This window comes from Nocardioides sp. Root151 (assembly GCF_001427925.1).
In the GTDB taxonomy this organism is placed as follows: Bacteria; Actinomycetota; Actinomycetes; order Propionibacteriales; family Nocardioidaceae; genus Nocardioides.
In genome coordinates, this window is sequence record NZ_LMGG01000001.1 from 564,975 (window position 1) to 579,078 (window position 14,104).

15 protein-coding genes are annotated in these 14,104 nt (G+C 69.8%); 6 read left to right on the forward strand and 9 right to left on the reverse strand.

Features of this window, described 5'->3' with window-relative positions; all coding sequences use genetic code 11:
* Positions 1-43: 43 nt before the first annotated feature.
* Complete coding sequence (locus ASD66_RS02630) at positions 44-1,327, reverse strand: SpoIID/LytB domain-containing protein (protein ID WP_162254241.1); 1,284 nt, start codon at positions 1,325-1,327, stop codon at positions 44-46.
* A 133-nt stretch (positions 1,328-1,460) separates the two neighbouring features.
* Between ASD66_RS02630 and ASD66_RS02635 the strand changes: the two genes are divergently transcribed.
* Entirely contained in the window at positions 1,461-2,384 is a 924-nt protein-coding gene (locus ASD66_RS02635) for a hypothetical protein (protein ID WP_056889954.1), read from the forward strand.
* A 21-nt stretch (positions 2,385-2,405) separates the two neighbouring features.
* Entirely contained in the window at positions 2,406-3,140 is a 735-nt protein-coding gene (locus ASD66_RS02640; protein WP_056889955.1) for an AAA family ATPase, read from the forward strand.
* A gap of 19 nt (positions 3,141-3,159) precedes the next feature.
* Here the strand turns inward: ASD66_RS02640 and ASD66_RS02645 are convergent, their stop codons facing one another.
* The 5 genes from ASD66_RS02645 to ASD66_RS02665 all read right to left on the reverse strand — a co-directional run bounded on the left by ASD66_RS02645 (position 3,160) and on the right by ASD66_RS02665 (position 7,775).
* A complete protein-coding gene (locus tag ASD66_RS02645) occupies positions 3,160-4,590 on the reverse strand; it encodes an NAD(P)H-quinone dehydrogenase (RefSeq protein ID WP_056889956.1) in 1,431 nt (476 codons plus the stop codon).
* Positions 4,591-4,661: 71 nt separating this feature from the next.
* Positions 4,662-5,018, reverse strand: a complete 357-nt coding sequence (locus tag ASD66_RS02650) for a hypothetical protein (protein ID WP_056681593.1) — start codon at positions 5,016-5,018, stop codon at positions 4,662-4,664.
* A 42-nt stretch (positions 5,019-5,060) separates the two neighbouring features.
* Complete coding sequence (locus ASD66_RS02655) at positions 5,061-5,723, reverse strand: universal stress protein (protein ID WP_082563800.1); 663 nt, start codon at positions 5,721-5,723, stop codon at positions 5,061-5,063.
* Between the two features lie 142 nt (positions 5,724-5,865).
* Complete coding sequence (locus tag ASD66_RS02660) at positions 5,866-6,510, reverse strand: LuxR C-terminal-related transcriptional regulator (protein ID WP_082563801.1); 645 nt, start codon at positions 6,508-6,510, stop codon at positions 5,866-5,868.
* Entirely contained in the window at positions 6,507-7,775 is a 1,269-nt protein-coding gene (locus tag ASD66_RS02665) for an ATP-binding protein (protein ID WP_082599294.1), read from the reverse strand. Before ASD66_RS02665 ends, ASD66_RS02660 begins: the two co-directional genes overlap by 4 nt.
* Before the next feature lie 143 nt (positions 7,776-7,918).
* Here ASD66_RS02665 and ASD66_RS02670 point away from each other — a divergent pair, with 143 nt between their 5' ends.
* From ASD66_RS02670 to ASD66_RS02680, 3 genes are read left to right on the forward strand one after another with little or no spacing between them, the layout of a single operon-like run.
* On the forward strand, positions 7,919-9,214 hold the full coding sequence (locus ASD66_RS02670; protein ID WP_056889957.1) for a PspC domain-containing protein: 1,296 nt from the start codon (positions 7,919-7,921) through the stop codon (positions 9,212-9,214).
* A 53-nt stretch (positions 9,215-9,267) separates the two neighbouring features.
* Positions 9,268-9,561: a hypothetical protein gene (locus ASD66_RS02675; protein ID WP_056681595.1), complete on the forward strand. Its 294-nt coding sequence runs from the start codon at positions 9,268-9,270 to the stop codon at positions 9,559-9,561.
* The gene (locus ASD66_RS02680) at positions 9,558-9,755 is read left to right on the forward strand and encodes a PspC domain-containing protein (protein ID WP_056889958.1); all 198 of its coding nucleotides are present in this window, start codon (positions 9,558-9,560) and stop codon (positions 9,753-9,755) included. The genes ASD66_RS02675 and ASD66_RS02680 overlap by 4 nt, the downstream gene beginning before the upstream one ends.
* Before the next feature lie 123 nt (positions 9,756-9,878).
* On the opposite strand, the gene ASD66_RS02685 is transcribed toward ASD66_RS02680, so the two are convergent.
* From ASD66_RS02685 to ASD66_RS02695, 3 genes are all read right to left on the reverse strand, one after another.
* A complete protein-coding gene (locus tag ASD66_RS02685) occupies positions 9,879-10,988 on the reverse strand; it encodes an endonuclease (RefSeq protein WP_235529939.1) in 1,110 nt (369 codons plus the stop codon).
* A 122-nt stretch (positions 10,989-11,110) separates the two neighbouring features.
* Positions 11,111-12,199, reverse strand: a complete 1,089-nt coding sequence (locus ASD66_RS02690) for a glycerophosphodiester phosphodiesterase (RefSeq protein WP_235529940.1) — start codon at positions 12,197-12,199, stop codon at positions 11,111-11,113.
* Between the two features lie 165 nt (positions 12,200-12,364).
* The gene (locus ASD66_RS02695) at positions 12,365-13,444 is read right to left on the reverse strand and encodes a glycerophosphodiester phosphodiesterase family protein (RefSeq protein ID WP_056889961.1); all 1,080 of its coding nucleotides are present in this window, start codon (positions 13,442-13,444) and stop codon (positions 12,365-12,367) included.
* A gap of 81 nt (positions 13,445-13,525) precedes the next feature.
* Between ASD66_RS02695 and ASD66_RS02700 the strand changes: the two genes are divergently transcribed.
* Entirely contained in the window at positions 13,526-14,050 is a 525-nt protein-coding gene (locus ASD66_RS02700; protein ID WP_414858560.1) for a YbaK/EbsC family protein, read from the forward strand.
* The last annotated feature ends 54 nt before the right edge of the window (positions 14,051-14,104 follow it).

Below are 14,104 nucleotides of genomic sequence, written 5' to 3' on the forward strand. Positions count from 1 at the left end.
CCAACGGTCCGGTCCACCGCAATGGACTTTCCGTCGCCTTCGATCAGTCGAGAACAGAGGTGTCCGCCGCGTCTTCGGGAAGAGCCGACCTCGAGGTGGCCGTCTTTCGCGGAGCGGCTGCGGCGGCGAAGCTGACCCAGGTGGACTTCAGGCCGAGCCTCGAGCGGAACTCGTCACCGCCGATCGTCACGCTCCTAGTGCCGCCGACCAGGGTCATCCGCTCGATGCGACCCTGCCACTGGCCGTGCCCGTCGCGACTGGTCACCCGGATCTGGCGCAGGTTGCCGATCGTCGGCCAGGCCTTCTCGATGCGCGACACGTCGAGCTCGATTCGCCAATCATGGTTGGCGTTTCCGGACCAGTCGTCGTACGGGTCGGCCTTGGCGGGCAGGTAGGGGAACTGGTTCGCCGAGGTCCAACCGCCGCTGCTCGAGCCGAACTGGGTGAACGCCGGAGCCCCGGCGTAGGTCAGGATCCGTCCCCGGGTCGCGTCGACCGCGGCGTTCGAGGCGGGGTGCTCGCGCGAGTAGCCGCCGTACACCTGGCACGCGGTGGTGTCGCAGATCTGGTAGTGCTTAGCGCGCGGGTGCTGCTTCTCGTACGACGCGTAGGTGCGGGCCGCAACCGCCTGGGCCTGTACAGCGGCAGGGGTCCAGGTGGCCGGCATCTCCGCGGGGATCACGCCCTTGATGTACGCGTCGATGTCCAGCGCGTTGACCGTGTCGACGTCCGTCGACCCGGCGCGCGGGAACGCCGCGATGAGACGACCGCGATAGAGCACCGACGTCGACCCGTAGCGGAGCCGGATCGGCAGGCCGGAGGCGTAGAAGCTGCCGGTGCCCGCGAAGATCCGCCACACCGTCCAGGTGTCGCCGCTCCGGAACTCCACGCGGGTGCGGGTCCGCGTCGTTCCGCGCAGCCGCCACTGGCCGGTGCCCTTGGCCGGCAGTGTCCAGCCCTTGTGCTGCGCGTGGCTGCCCACGCGCAGGCCGGCTCGAGCGTCGACCACGACGTCCGGGCTGGTGTCGGCGCTGACCAGCACCGTGACCAGCCCGCTGCCGTTGGCGACCTTCGTGCCCGGGTAGTAGAAGGAGGTGATCTGCTGCCAGGTGAGGCCCTGTCGAGCGGCACCCTCGGCGCCGTACTGCGACATGCCGTGGCCATGTCCGTAGCCGTGCCCCACGATCGCGATCTTGCCGGTGCTGGGCATGGGGTAGCGCTGGTCGACGGTGACCGTGCGCGCGCTGCTCGGCGCGATCGCCGTGGTGAGGACGAGCGCTCCGATGGCCAGTGCGCCGGCGACCAGGGCGGGGAACGTGCGCCGCATGGGGTGCTCCGAGATCATTGGGACAGGTGGAAACGGGAGTGACCATTGATCCCAACACGGACGATTGCGGCCTGTCCACGGAACCCTGTGAATTACAGACCCGTAGTTTCGACGGCGTTGCTAGCGTGGGTGCATGGTGTGGATCATGCTCCTCCTGGCGGTCCTGGCGGTGGCCGCGCTCGTGGCGACCCAGCAACGCAACCGCAAGGAACTCGTGCGCACCAAGGAAGACGCGGTGACCAAGGTCAAGCGGGTCGCCGAGGAAGACGTCACCCGCTTCGGGGAAGAGCTCCAGGAGCTCCACATCGACACCCTCGCCACCGAGCTCGACGTCCCCATGCGGCAGGACTACCAGCGCGCGCTCGACTGCTACGAGGACGCCAAGTCCCTGCTCGACGACGTGCGCACCCCCGAAGACATCACCGCTGTCACCCGCACCCTCGAGGACGGCCGCTATGCGCAGGCCTGCGTGCTGGCTCGCCAGGACAACCAGCCGCTCCCCCAGCGCCGACCCCCGTGCTTCTTCAACCCGAGGCACGGGCCCGCGCAGGCCGACGTGTCCTGGGCGCCGCCGGGCGGCATCCCGCGCGAGGTGCCGGTCTGTCTCGCCGACGCCGAGCGTGTCGAGGCCGGCGCCGAGCCCGACGTACGCCGCGTGCGCGACGGGTCCCGCATGGTGCCGTGGTACCAAGGCGGCCCGGTCTACAGCCAGTACGCCAACGGCTACTACGGCTCCTACGCGATGAACGGACTGTTCCCCGGCTTCCTGATCGGGTCGATGATGGCCGGTGTGTGGAGCCCCGACGTCACCAGCGGTGACGGTGACCTCTCCGGCGCCGACGGCGGCGGAGGCGAGGACTGGTCCGCCGGGGGTGGCGACGGCGGTGGCGACGGCGGTGGCGACGGTGGCGGTGACGGCGGCGGCTTCGACGGTGGCTGGGGCGGCGACTCCGGTGGTGGAGACGGCGGAGGCGACGGTGGCGGTGGCTTCGACGGTGGCTGGGGCGGCGACGGCGGCGGCTTCGACTTCGGCGGTGGAGACTTCGGCGGCTTCTGACCCACCTGCCAAGGTGGCACCGTGAAGTTCGACCAGCCGCCCGTGGTGCGGATCAGCCGCGACCCCGACGACGACCTGCCACCGACCGAGTGGCCCGCCACGATTCCGGCCGTGGCACAACTGCTGGAGCAAGGGCTCGACCTCCCGCCGGGCGTGACCTTCCTCGTCGGCGAGAACGGCTCCGGCAAGTCCACCCTGGTCGAGGCGGTCGCTGTTGCCTACGGGCTCTCACCCGAGGGCGGCAGCGCCCATGGCCGGCACGAGACCCGCACCACCGAGTCACCGCTGCATGCCAGTCTCCGGATCCAGCGCGGCATCGGCAGCGGACGCTGGGGATTCTTCCTGCGCGCCGAGACCATGCACGGGTGGTACACCTACATGGACGAGCACCGCAACGTGAAGCAAGCCGAGCCCGACTACCATGCGATGAGCCACGGAGAGTCGTTCCTCGAGGTGCTCAGGCGCAAGTTCTCCTCACCCAGCTTCTACTGTCTCGACGAGCCGGAGGCGGCATTGTCCTTCGGGTCGACGCTGACGTTGATCCGGGCGCTGCACGACATCGCGGCCGCGGGCGGCCAGGTGCTGTGCGCGACGCACTCCCCCGTCCTTGCGGCGATGCCGGGGGCGCGCATCATCGAGGTCGGCGACTGGGGGCTGCGCGAGACGACGTGGGACGAGCTGGAGCTGGTCCATCACTGGAAGGCCTACCTCGACGCCCCGATGCGCTACCTGCGGCACACCCTGGCCGACGACTGACGCCCGCCCGGCACCACGCTCAGACGTTGTGCAGGCGGCGCGCGGCTTCCGCGATGGAGCCCGACATCGACGGGTAGACCGTGAACACCTGGGCCACCTGGTCGGCGGTGAGCGCCTCGGCCACCGCGATCGAGACCGGGTGGATCAGCTCGGACGCGCGCGGACCGACCACGACGCCACCGACGACAGTGCCTGTTCCGGGACGGCAGAACAGCTTCACGAAGCCGTCACGCACACCCTGCATCTTCGCCCGCGGGTTGCCCGAGAGCTTGAGCATCACGACCTCGGCGATGATCTCGCCGTCGTCGACCGCCTTCTGCGAGCAGCCGACGGTGGCGATCTCGGGCGCGGTGAAGACGTTGGAGGAGACCTTGCGCAGGTCGAGCGGCGCGACCGCGTCGCCGAGGAAGTGCCACATCGCGATGCGACCTTGCATGGCGGCGACCGAGGCCAGCATCAGGACGCCGGTGCAGTCGCCCGCGGCGTACACCCCGCGCGCCGACGTGCGCGAGACCTTGTCGACCTTGATGAACCCGCCGTCGTCGACCCGGACGCCGGCCTCCTCGAGTCCGAGGTCCGCGGTGTTCGGGATCGACCCGAGGGCGAGGATGCAGTGCGAGCCGGTGACGCTACGACCGTCCGTCAACGTGACGGTGACGGTGTCGCCGTCACGGGTCACCGACTCCATGCGCGACTTCGAGAGCACGTTCATGCCGCGCCGCTTGGAGACGTCCTCGAGGACGGCGGAGGCGTCGGCGTCCTCGCCGGGCAGCACCCGGTCGCGCGAGGAGACGAGGGTGACGTCGATGCCCAGGGCGAGGTACGCCGAGGCGAACTCGGCGCCGGTGACACCCGAGCCGACCACGATCAGCTTCTCCGGTTCCTCGGTGAGGTCGTAGACCTGCTCCCAGGTGAGGATGCGCTCGCCGTCAGGCTGAGCCGAGGGCAGGGTGCGCGGTGCGGCACCGGTGGCCACGAGCACGGCGTCGGCCTCGACGGTCTGCTCGCTGCCGTCGGCGGCGGTCACCGCAACCGTGTGGCTGCCCGCGTGTGACGCGACGAGGCGCCCGCGGCCACTGACCACCTTGACGCCCTCGCGCTCGAGGCGCCTGGCGATGTCGGCGGACTGGTCGGCGGCGAGGCGCAGCACCCGGGCGTTGACCTTGGCCAGGTCGACCTTCACCTTGCTGGCCACGTCGCCCTCGGAGTCGAGGAACGTGACCCCCAGCTCCGCGGCGTCGGCCACCTCGGTCATCACCTCGGCGGTGGCGATCAGGGTCTTGCTGGGCACGCAGTCGGTGAGTACGGCGCTGCCGCCGATGCCGTCGGAGTCGACCACGGTCACGTCGGCGCCGAGCTGCGCGGCCACCAGGGCCGACTCGTAGCCGCCGGGTCCGCCGCCGATGATGACGACTCGTTCGGGCGAGGACTGGTGCTCGGAGCTGGCCATGGCTTCATTGTCGCAGCCAGAGTTGCCGCGCCGCGTGCCGGACCGTCAGGCGCGGGCGCCGGGCGCGATCCTCAGACGTGGGCCGAGGACCAGAACACCGCGACGGCCACGTTGACCACCGACAGCGCGAGCAGTCCGTAGAACAGGCCGTCGGGAATCCTCGGCTTGCGAAGGTTGGCCATCACCAGCCCGAGGATGACCAGGCCGATCACCAGCTTCACGCCGATCTTGGCGTGGTTGACGTCGCCGTCGCCTGCCTCGAGTACGCCGACCAGGGCCAGGCCGGCGAGGAACGCCGTACCGGCGCCGTCGCGCATCGGCCCGTTGACCACCTTGTCGACGGCGCCCATCTGGGAGAGCAGGCCACCGATCAGCGCGGCGAAACCGAGGATGTGGATGAAGAGAAGCACCAGCCGCAGGGTTTCCATGGCCGGGATCCTACGTGGCCCTGGAGCCGGCGCGGTCGGGTGCTACTTCTTCGGAGCGGTCTTCTTCGCGGCGGTCTTCTTGGCCGGCGCCTTCGCGGCGCTCTTCGCCGGCGCCGTCTTGGCGGGTGTCGTCTTGGCTGGCGCTGCCTTGGCAGGCGTCTTCTTGGCAGGCGTCTTCTTCGCCGGCGTGGCGGGCTTCGCGTGCACCGCCTTGCGGGCCGCGTTCTTCGCCGCCTCGCGCCTGCTGCCACGCGGCTTCTTGGCCGGACGCACCACCAGCACAGGGCACGGGGCGTAGTGCTGCACCCGTTGCGCCGTACTGCCCATCAGCACGGTGTCGCTGAGCCCGCGCCCTCCGGCTGCGATGACGACCAGGCCGGCGCCGTACGTCGTGGCGGCCTTGATGATCTCGTTGGCCGGCGAACCGCTGCGGACCCGCTTGTGCACCTTGGCGCCCCATCCGTCGAAGACGGCCGCGATCGTGTCGACCGCGTCGATGGCAGCCTGGCGCGACGAGGTGTCCTCGCCCGGGTCCTTGGCTCGCTTCGACGTGGACAGGTCGTTGGCGAACGCCACCGCGGCCAGGGGGCGGATCACCGCCACGACCGAGACCTCGGTGACCTTGGCGGGATCGGCGAACGACTTGAACTGCTTGGCCGCAGTCAGGGACTGACGCGAACCATCTGTGGCGATGACGACGTGCATGGTCACTCTCCCGGTGCTGGAATCGATGGACGTCAGCAATTGCGCGTCCTTCATCGGACCGTGACACCGCGCGAATGTCAATGATGCGCCACCGGACAGGCGTGTCGTCGTACGCCGAGTCGGCGCCGAGTCGGCGCCCGACCTAGAGGAGCCTGCGGTCGTTCGCCCATCGGGTCAGCTCGTGGCGCGAGGAGAGCTGGAGCTTGCGCAGCACCGAGGACATGTGGGTCTCGACGGTCTTCACGGAGATGAACAGCTCCTTGGCGACCTCCTTGTAGGCGTAGCCCCGGGCGATCAGGCGCATCACCTCGCGCTCGCGTTCGGTGAGCCGGTCGAGGTCCTCGTCGACGGCGGCGACCTCGATGGAGCCGGCGAAGGCGTCGAGCACGAAACCCGCCAGCCGTGGGGAGAACACGGCATCACCCTCGGCCACGCGCTTGATCGCGGCGACCAGCTCGGGACCGGTGATGGTCTTGGTGACGTAGCCGCGGGCGCCGCCCCGGATGGTGCCGATGACGTCCTCGGCGGCGTCGCTGACGCTGAGCGCCAGGAAGCGGGTCTCGGTGGTGCCCAGCTGGCGCATCACCTCGACGCCGCCGCCTCCGGGCAGGTGCACGTCGAGGAGCACGACGTCGGGCCGGTGCTCACGGATCGCGGCGACCGCGGTCGGCACGTCCTCGGCGTCCGCGACGATCTCGAGCGCTCCGGGGGCTGCGGCGCCGGTCAGCTCGGCGCGCACTCCGGCGCGGAACATGGCGTGGTCATCGACGATCACGACTCGGGTCACGACTTCTCCTCCTGCAGGGGCATGCCCAGCACCACTTCGGTGCCGGCACCCGGCGTACTACGGATCTCGGCGCTGCCACCGTGGCGTTCCATGCGCGCCACGATGCTGCCACGGACACCCTGCCTGTCCTCGGCCACGGACGACGGGTCGAAGCCGACACCGCGGTCCTTGACGTAGATCTCGACGCGCGAGGGCGACACCTCGGCGTACACGTCGATCTTGCCGGTGCCGGCGTGCTTGGCCGCGTTGGTCATCGCCTCGCGGGTGGCGTGGACGATCGGCGCGACGTGTTCGTTGACCGGCACGTCGCCGACCACGACGGTCTCGACGGTGGCGCCGTAGGTGTCCTCGACCTCGGCGGTCAGGGCCCGCAGCGCGGCGGCGATGGAGGCGCCTTCGTCCTTCTGCTCGGCGAACAGCCAGGTCCGCAGGTCGCGTTCCTGGGCGCGGGCGAGACGAGCCACGGTGGCCGGGTCGTGGGCGTTGTTCTGGATCAGGGCGAGGGTCTGCAGCACCGAGTCGTGCAGGTGCGCTGCCACGTCGGCGCGTTCCTGGCTGCGCACCCGCTCGGCGCGTTCCTGGCCGAGGTCGGAGGAGAGCCGGAAGACCCACGGCCCCACCACGAGCGCCAGACCGACCACACCGAGGAAGCCTGCGACGACGATCTCGCGGGCCACGTCGAGACGGCCACCGGTCAGGGCGAAGACACCGAGCCCGGAGAGGATCAGGGCACCGCCGGCGAAGATGCGGGCGTACGACGCCCAGGTGCGACTGCCGAACATGGCCTTGACCGGGTCGAGCCGTTCGGAGGAGTCGAGCCAGCGCTCGCGTTGTGCCTCGTCGGCCTGGCGCCAGATCAGCGCGACGCCGACGATGCCGAGCACGACCGGCCAGAAGAGGGCTCCCCTCCCGAAGACCGACTCGACCATGATCACGATGCCGAAGGCCAGTGCGCCCAGGGCGATCGTGGGTCCCATGTCGGCCATCCGGCGAACCCGGCCGGGACGCTTGCCCGAGCGACTGGCCGAGGCCAGGCCCGGCGCCTCGTCGCTGAACCGCTCGTCGGTGGGCAGCACCATCCAGAGGCCGGCATACATCGCGATGCCCATGCCGCCGAGCGCCGCAGTGAGGATGAACGCCACGCGCACCCAGATCACGGGCAGGCCGAGGTGACGCGCCAACCCGGCGGCCACTCCACCGAGGTAGTTGTCGGTCGAGTCGCGGGTGGCCCGTCGTACCTCGTGGTGGGGGGCAGTGCTCGTCATCGTGCAGCAATCGTCACACAGTGCGGGCGCGCGGACCATGAGGCGAACCCCTGACCCGACCCTGAGCCGAATTGCCCTGCAACGGCAAGAGATCAGGGTTGTTCCCGATGGTGCCGGGCGTGAGCAGGCCTCAGGCTGGAGACATGAACGAGAACCCGACCAACGACGGCGCCGACACCGAAGCGCCCCACGCCGGCCAGCAGGCCGGTCCGCAACCCGGCTCCTCCCACGAGGGCCCGCGGGTCAGCGGCGAGCAGATGCGTGACCTCGCCAACCTGCGGCGCAGCAGCTACGACCGGCACGTCGCCGGCGTCGCCGGAGGCCTGGGTCGTCACCTCGACGTCGACCCGGTGATCCTGCGCGTCGCGTTCGTGGTGCTCACGTTCTTCGGTGGGGCAGGGTTGATCATCTACGTCGCCTGCTGGCTGCTCGTTCCCGAGGACACCGGTCGCAGCGCCACCATCCAGCTCGACGCCCGCTCCCGCAACGTCGCCCTGATCGGCGTCGGCATCCTCGCCGGCCTCGCACTGGTCGGTGACGCCTGGGGCCCGGGCTGGTTCCCCTGGCCGTTGTTCGCGATCGGGCTCATCGCCTGGGTGATCCTGTCCCGACGCGACCGTCGCGAGCGGCGCAGGAACGAACGCACCTACGGTCCGAACGCCGGTTGGGTGGGCCCGGGCACGCAGACGGGTTGGACCGGCACCGGCGCCCAGCCCGGCTGGGTGGGCGCGGACGCCACCGCGACGATGCCCCTGACCGGCGGCCTGACTGACGGCCCTACCGGCGGCGCGACCGGCGGGCCGATGGCGCCGCCTCCTCCGCCGCGGCTTCCCCGCAACCCGCGCAAGCGCGGTCCCATCCTCTTCTGGTTCACCCTGGCCCTGACCGCGCTAGCCGCCGGCGTGCTCGGCATCTTCGACCTGGCCGGGGCCGACGTCACCGACTCGGCGTACCCGGCCCTCGCGCTCGGCGTGATCGGCGTGATGCTGGTGGTCGGCGCGTTCTACGGCCGGGCCGGCGGGCTGATCTTCCTCGGCCTGGTGGCCGCGGTGGTGCTCAGCCTGAGCACGATCGCCGATCGCTGGGACGGGACGACGGTCAAGGAGAGCCCGACGTCGGCCAGCCAGCTGAAGTCGTCGTACGACATGGAGGCCGGCGAGATCAGGCTCGACCTCACCCAGGTCCGCGACCTCCGGGCGCTCGACGGACGGACGCTCGAGATCGACGGCGAGGTCGGAACCATCGAGGTGATCGTGCCCCGCGGGCTCCACGTCTCCGCCGACGCCACGGTCGAGATCGGTGAGATCGAGGTTTTCGGCCGCTCCACCGGCGGCCTCGACCTGGACCTGAGCGGCAGCAACCTCGGCGACGCGGACCAGCCGCACCTGCGCATCGACGCGGACCTCGAAGTCGGCGACGTCAGCGTGGTCGCGCGATGAGACTCCCCGGATCAGATTCAGGCCACGACTCCCCCGGCACCGAAGGACCCGACATGGACACCTCGTTCGACACCGCACCGGACAGCACGACGGACCCCCGCGCCGACACCGGTCGACACCCGGTCAACACCGGACACCTGGTGATGGGCCTGGTCTTCCTGGGCCTGGTCGGCATCTGGGCGCTGGTCGCCGGGGAGGCCGTCGACGACGACGACATCCGCTGGCTGCTGCCGATTCCCTGGGTGGCCGGCGGTGCCATCGGCCTCGCTGCCGCCACCTGGGCCAACATCCGATCCCGTCGTACGACGGGCGAACCGAACCACCACTTCATGGAGGAGAACCGATGAACGACTACGCACGCAAGCGCCTGACCCGCAGCCGGCAGGACAACATGCTCGGAGGTGTCTGCGCGGGTGTGGCGGACTACTTCAACATCGACCTGGCCCTGGTCCGGGTGCTGACCGTGGTCGCCGCGCTGTTCAGCTTCGGCACCGTGGCCCTCGCCTACGTCGCCGCCTGGGTCCTGATGCCCGAGTCCTGACCCACCAGCCGGCAATTCTTGCTGCGCGAGCCGGCGATTCTTGATGGCCGAACCGGCAGTTCTTGCGCTCCTGACGAGCGCAGGAACTGCCGGTTCGAGGCGCAGCAACTGCAGGTTCGTGGATCAGTTCCAGATCGCGTTGGCCCACTCGGGGTGATCGATGAACGGGTTCCGGTTGTGCTGGAACTGGTCGAAGATGACGTCGTTGCGGTGCTTCTCGAACGCGCTGGGCGGGTCCGCCGCGTTCCACTGGAGCAGGACCGAGAGGCGGCCCATGTAGGGGTTCGCCCCGTTGTTGACCAGGTCGTTGGGCTCGAGGTTCGCGAAGCCGTCGCCGCCTTCGTACCGGATCGACATGTAGAGGATCATCCGGGCCACGTCGCCCTTGACCGCGTCGGACGGCTCGAACGAGTCGGCATCGGTGGCGCAGTCGGAGCACTCGCTGACCGCACCCCCGCCGTTGTCGAAGTCCTTGTTGCCACGGATCGAGTTCACCGAAACGTCGGTGGGCCGCAAGTGATGGATGTCGGTGCCGGGACCGGTCGCCGTACCGAAGTCGCCGTGCGACTTTGCCCAGACGTGCTCGCGGTTCCAGTCGTTCTCGCCGCCGCCGTTGAGCGACTTGCTGCGCGAGATGCCGGAGTAGAACAGGATCACGTTGCTGGGGTTGTTCGGGTCCTCGTCGGTCGCCTTCAGCGCGTTCCAGACCTGGTCGTAGCTCAGCTTCGTCTGCGTCGAGATGATCGTGTGCAGCGCGCTGCGCAGCTGCGGACCGGTCTTGCCGAGGGCGTCGGCGTAGTAGTCGTCGTGCTCACCGTCGCCGGGCGGCGGGTCGGTCGGGTCAGGGTCAGGGTCGGAGCCGACGAGGCTGAACGCCGATGCGGACTTCAGCCCGGGGTGGGTGAAGTACGCCGACAGCAAGCCGGTCACGTCGACCTGCTGGCCCTCGAGCGACGGGTTCGACTGGAGCCCCCACTGTGCGCGGAACTCCGCGGGGATCTGCACGTAGAGCATCCGAGAGGTGCTGGTCTCCGACGCGCTGTCCGCGAGGGCGAGCGCGTAGTCGTTCGGATAGTTGCTGGTGACCACGGTGTTCGTGGCCGTGGGTTGCCCGACCACGTAGCCACGCACGGTGGCCGACGAGCCGTTCTGGGTGGAGATGCCCTGCGCCACGGTGAGCGGAGTCGCCGCGGTCACCGGTGCCTGGACGAGTGCCACCACGAAGGCGATCACGATGAGGACTGTGCTGATGCGGATTGGGCGGCGCTGGACTGTGGTCCTTCGTGTCCCGAGAGTGAATGTCATTCCAGCACCCTGCACCTTTTTTGCGTCGGCGTCACGCATTGCTGCTGCTTTCACTGCTCGGCCAGCCAGTCCTCGCGGGCCGCGACGATGGTGTCCGTGTAGTCGGTGAAGACGCCGTCGACCCCCGCGTCGAAGAACGCGAACGCCTCTGCCCGCGAGTCGCCCTTGGCGTTCGGGTCGGTGCCGATCCTGAAGTTCGTCGCCATGAACTGGTTCTCGTCGCGCAGGGTCCAGACGTGCACGGTCAGCCCGGCGTCGTGCGCGTCGTCGACCAGTGCGGAGGGCTCTCCGGTCGCGCCGGACGCGTCACGCGGCAGCACCAGGTCCTTGTGTGCGCCCAGCCCGTCGGCGTACGACGCGATGTCGGCGAGGTTCTCCGGCTTCGTCAGGTCCTTGTAGGTGCGCGGGTCACCGGCCGCGACGAGGTCGTACGGCGCCCCCGAGCCGTCGATCAGCTGGGCGATCGGCAGGTCGGTCCGGGCATCGAGGTCGCGCAGGTTGGCGGTCTCGAAGGACTGCAGGATCACCGGCGCGTTGCGGCGGTCCAGGTGATGCCGGCGCAGCGTGCGCAGCAGCGGCTCCTCCAGCGAGAGGCCGATCGAGTCGAAGTAGGTCGGGTGCTTGGTCTCGGGATAGACGCCGATGCGGCGGTGCGTGCGCTTGGACTCCTCACGCACCATGGCGAGCACCTCGTCGAGGGTCGGGATCTCGAACTGCCCGTCGTACCGCGTGTTGTCGGGTCGCACCTGTGGGAGCCGCTCCTTGGCGCGGAGGGTCTTGAGCTCGTCGAGCGTGAAGTCCTCGGTGAACCATCCGGTGATCGGCTTGCCGTCGATGGTCTTCGTGGTCCTGCGGTCGGCGAACTCGGGGTGGTCCGCGACGTCGGTGGTGCCGCCGATCTCGTTCTCGTGGCGGGCGACGAGCACACCGTCACTGGTGGAGACCAGGTCCGGCTCGACGTAGTCGGCGCCCATCCGGATGGCCAGGCGGTACGACGCCAGCGTGTGCTCGGGGCGATATCCGGAGGCACCGCGGTGGCCGATCACGATCGGCTCGGTGGTGCGCTCCTTCGCGGCCGCGGCTGCGGCCGGTGCCGCACCGGCAGAGGCGCCGCCCGGCGCGAGGAGGACGGAAGCCACGAGTGCAGCGACGACGGAAGTACCGAGAGTTCGTTTCATGATCGCGAGCGTCGTGGCCGCAGATGACACCGAGTCCGGAACCCGGTGAACGCGACGTGACCGAAGGCAGGACGTCCTGCGACGCGGCGGCTGGGACGACCTCGGTGCAGGACGTCCCGAACAACGTCAGGCAGTTCGGCTGCCCTGGCCACCGGACCGCAGGACGTCCGCCTCGCGGAGCACGTCGAGCACGATGTCGGGATGGTCGGTGATCAACCCGTCGACCCCGGCGTCGAGGAAGGCCTTGGCCTCGGCGGCCAGGTCACCGGCCGCACCGGGGCCAGCACCGCGGCGCAGGTTGAGCGGAAGGAAGCGGTTCTCCCGGCGCAGGGTCCACACGTGGACGGTCAACCACATCCGGTGGGCCTCGCGGACCAGGGCCGACGGCGTCGAGATCGCACCGCTGTCGTCGCGAGGGAGCACCAGCGACTTGTGCGCCCCGATGCCGTCGGCGTACTCGTCGATCCAGGCCAGGCCCTCGCGCGTGCACAGGTCGGCGTACGTGCGGGGGTCGCCCACTGCGATCAGGTCCGCGGGGCGCTTGTCGGCGGCCTCGAGCAACTGAACGACGGCCACCCGCGTGCGATGGGCGAGCCGGCGCAGGACGGTCGGCTCGAACGACATCACGGTGACCCGTGAGCGTGGGTGGTCCAGGTCGTGGCGCCTCAGGTCCGAGAGCAGCATCTCGTCGAGCGGCAGTCCGATCGAGTCGAAGTACGCCGCATGCTTGAGCTCGGCCATCACGCCGATGCTGCGGCCGCCCAGCACGGACTCGGCCCCGACCATCGCCAGCACCTCGTTGAACGACGGGATCCCGCAGGCGCCGTCGTACGCCGCACTGTCCGGACGCAGGGTCGCCAGTCGCTCGCGAGCGGCCAGGGTCTTCAGCTCGGCGAGGGTGAAGTCCTCCACGAACCAGCCGTGCAGCACGACTCCGTCGATGGTCCTGGTGGTCAGCCGGTGAGCGAACTCGGGGTGGTCCGCCACGTCGGTGGTGGTGCCGATCTCGCTCTCGTGCCGGGCCACCAGCACACCGTCCTTGGTGGCCACCAGGTCGAGCTCGATGTCGTCGGCGCCCATGCGGATCGCCATGCGGTAGCCCTCGAGGGTGTGTTCGGGTCGGTAGCCACTGGCCCCGCGGTGCGCCACCACGGCGGGCGTCACCACCAGGCTCTGCGTCTTGCGCGAGACGGCAAGTTGGGTCACACCATCAGTGAGACATGGGCAGGGGTCCGGGTGGTGAAGGCGCGGTGAATGGCGCGCGAGCACTTTGACACCATGTCAGGCATGTCCCTCGACCTCCTGCCCGCCCTGGACCGCCTCGACCTCGTCGCCGACCCCGTCGCGAAGGCGCTGCGCGACTGGGCGCACGCCGGTGAGGTGCTGGTCGCCGAGATCGACCCGGAGCTCGCGGACACCGCCGTGATGAGCGAGGCCTACGGCACCTCCATGGAGGACTCCGCCAACTGTGTGGTGATCAGCGGCAAGCGATCTGGCGAGGAGCGGCTCGCGGCGTGCGTCGTCCGCGCGGACACCCGGGCCGACGTGAACGGCCTCGTCAAGCGCACCCTCGACGTCCGCAAGTGCTCCTTCCACCCGATGGAGCGCGCGGTCGAGGAGACCGGCATGGAGTACGGCGGCATCACCCCGATCGGCCTGCCCGCCGAATGGCGACTGCTGGTCGACACGCGGGTGCTGGAGATCGAGCGCACCATCATCGGCAGCGGCGTACGCCACTCGAAGCTGTTCTTCCCCGGCCGGCTGCTCGGTGAGCTGCCCGGCGCCGAGGTGGTTCCCGACCTGGCCCGCTGAGCCGCCCGGCCCGCGAAAACCAGTGGCTCCGACACAGGCGGCAAACGTAGCGTT

Excerpts from the sequence above, each read along its gene's own strand:
- ASD66_RS02655 (WP_082563800.1), bottom strand. The coding sequence starts at position 5,723 with ATGCACGTCGTCATCGCCACAGATGGTTCGCGTCAGTCCCTGACTGCG.
- ASD66_RS02635 (WP_056889954.1), top strand. The coding sequence starts at position 1,461 with ATGGTGTGGATCATGCTCCTCCTGGCGGTCCTGGCGGTGGCCGCGCTC.
- ASD66_RS02700 (WP_414858560.1), top strand. The coding sequence starts at position 13,526 with ATGTCCCTCGACCTCCTGCCCGCCCTGGACCGCCTCGACCTCGTCGCC.
- ASD66_RS02675 (WP_056681595.1), top strand. The coding sequence starts at position 9,268 with ATGGACACCTCGTTCGACACCGCACCGGACAGCACGACGGACCCCCGC.
- ASD66_RS02670 (WP_056889957.1), top strand. The coding sequence starts at position 7,919 with ATGAACGAGAACCCGACCAACGACGGCGCCGACACCGAAGCGCCCCAC.
- ASD66_RS02630 (WP_162254241.1), bottom strand. The coding sequence starts at position 1,327 with ATGCGGCGCACGTTCCCCGCCCTGGTCGCCGGCGCACTGGCCATCGGA.
- ASD66_RS02650 (WP_056681593.1), bottom strand. The coding sequence starts at position 5,018 with ATGGAAACCCTGCGGCTGGTGCTTCTCTTCATCCACATCCTCGGTTTC.
- ASD66_RS02680 (WP_056889958.1), top strand. The coding sequence starts at position 9,558 with ATGAACGACTACGCACGCAAGCGCCTGACCCGCAGCCGGCAGGACAAC.
- ASD66_RS02645 (WP_056889956.1), bottom strand. The coding sequence starts at position 4,590 with ATGGCCAGCTCCGAGCACCAGTCCTCGCCCGAACGAGTCGTCATCATC.
- ASD66_RS02665 (WP_082599294.1), bottom strand. The coding sequence starts at position 7,775 with ATGACGAGCACTGCCCCCCACCACGAGGTACGACGGGCCACCCGCGAC.